The organism is Daejeonella sp., assembly GCF_049655485.1.
Taxonomy (GTDB): domain Bacteria; phylum Bacteroidota; class Bacteroidia; order Sphingobacteriales; family Sphingobacteriaceae; genus Daejeonella.
Genome location: NZ_JBASJU010000056.1, coordinates 1 through 2,103, shown reverse-complemented (window position 1 = coordinate 2,103; position 2,103 = coordinate 1). Strand labels below are relative to the sequence as shown.

2 protein-coding genes are annotated in these 2,103 nt (G+C 45.6%); both read right to left on the bottom strand.

What is annotated here, in order from left to right:
- The coding region (locus tag WBJ10_RS02415; protein ID WP_424287957.1) for a BatA domain-containing protein at positions 1-1,404 on the bottom strand (1,404 nt) is incomplete at its 3' end.
- Positions 1,405-2,103, bottom strand: a 699-nt coding sequence (locus tag WBJ10_RS02410) for a DUF58 domain-containing protein (RefSeq protein ID WP_424287956.1), incomplete at its 5' end; no start/stop codon positions are given.

Genomic DNA, 2,103 nt, shown 5'->3' with positions numbered 1-2,103 from the left:
GTATTTAAGGTCTTCGCTTTCTTCAGCTTTCAGCTTTCCACTTTCAGCTCTCCCCACTGTGTTTGGTAAATACTGTTCCCCTCCAAGACTCCTTTTATCTAATTCCCATTCAAATGTATCTCGTTTTTTATCGACGAGAATAGGCATCAGAAGTTTCACAAAGTCCGGACTCCATACCAGTTCTGTCCATGAAGGATCAAAGCGGGAGTAGAAGGTGTACAAAGCATTATCATTGGTTTTTTTGAGATCAAGGAGAGCATTCCCGAAGCCGTCTTCCCAGATCGCAAACGCATTTGCCTTGTCGGGATAGCTGATCCTTTTATGTACGGGGATATTTCCGGTTTGCATATCGCCAGCGCCCTTGGTCATCTTTAGCCAGGTATTGGCAGGGATTGCTTTGCCTTTGGCGTATTGGAAGACTGTGGTTCCGGGCTTAATATTTCCCGGAAGGGTTTTGTCTGATAGCCAGAAAAGAACCTCTTGTTCTGAAGAGGGACCAACAATTTTTATTTTCCGGGAAGTATATTTTTGAATGGCGCTGATAGCGGCGCGAAGATATCCCGCGTCGTTTGGAAAACCTTGCGCATTAATCGCAATAGTCAGTGTGCTGGTGTCGGCAATCACTGTTTGCTCTTTTAATTTCACTTGCGGCTGACCGTTTGCAATGCTGGTTTGGACACCGGCGCTTTCATCTCCCGGACTGATGTCAAGCGTTTGAATTACTGTCCCACCGGGGTTGCTTTCCGAAACAATTGCCCTTATGTTACCAGTAGAGCTAAGGTAGGAATGATCGATCCATTTCGATGTGGAATCAGCAGGTGTGAAGGTTTTCCAGTTTAAAGCGGTGGCAGTTGAAGGCCGTGGCCCCATGAATCTGCTGGCACGGTCAGTAGTATAAATAAATGCTTTGGAGCCTTGCGGGATTTGTTTATCTAATAATCTGACAAGTGACCAGTAAGAAAGCTTCTCAGATGTATCGGCTGCTGTGGAGTCCTGAAGTATTTCTTCGAGTCCGGTCTCTGTAAAGCCTGGTTCAAAAAGGTGCAGTTCTTTTCCAGCGGCGGCCAGGGAATCTATTTCGCTCTTAAAGTTGTTATAAGTCTCCCTGAAACTATCCTTTTCAATCAGGATCCAGTCTTTATTTTCCTGCGCGGTATTCAGGCTTTTCCAGACTGGTTCGGCGAGTAAAAGTGACACCAGGATAATCAGAAGGCATCTTAAAAAAAGCAGGAGAAGCTCCATCAGCTTCAGGCTTCGCGAATTCTGTCGTGAGCTTTCGCCCATCAGGGTGATGCTTCCGACTTTTAATGTTTTGCCGGTCTTGATATTCCACAGGTGAATGATCAGGGGAATGAGAATTCCGCTGATGCCAAAAAGCCATATAGGATTGAGAAGCTGCAGCATTTAACCTCTCACTTTATTTCGTTGGTTCAGGAAATCGCGTAAAGCCTGATCAGGTAATTCATCCATCGCAATCATGCGGTAGTGAATATGTCGGTCGAGCATTTCGGTGCGGATAGCGCTTAAATGCAGGGCCATATTTTCCTGGTATTGCTTGCGGGATGTACCGGCATCAATCTTTACGGTCTCGCCGGTTTCAAGGTCCTCAAGCACAGAAAAGCCTTTGAAATCAAGATCCAGCTCGTTCCTTCCCATCAGGTGAAAAACGATCACTTCATTTTTCAATGCGGTTAGTGTATCCAGAAGGTCGAGGATTTCGGTTTTCTCCTGATAGAGGTCTGTGATAAATATCAACAGTTCCTTCTTCCGCGAGCCGGTGTAAATATCTTTATAATTGACAGGCTTAGTAAAATGTCCGCCAGCCTTGATGCTTTCCAGATGATAGAAAAGTCGGTTAAGATGCTGGAAATCTTGACGGGAAGCCAGCGTGAACAAACCGCCATCCTGAAATACATATAATCCTGTCGCATCACCCTGGGAATTGGCCAGATATGCCAAGGCAGCAGCGAGGTAGCGGGCATAATCTATTTTTTTATAAACCCCATCCTGGTGATCCATTGAGCCGCTTGCATCAATCAAAAATCTTACGGAAATATTCGTTTCTATTTCGGATTCGCGGATGTAATAGCGGTCGGAACGCCC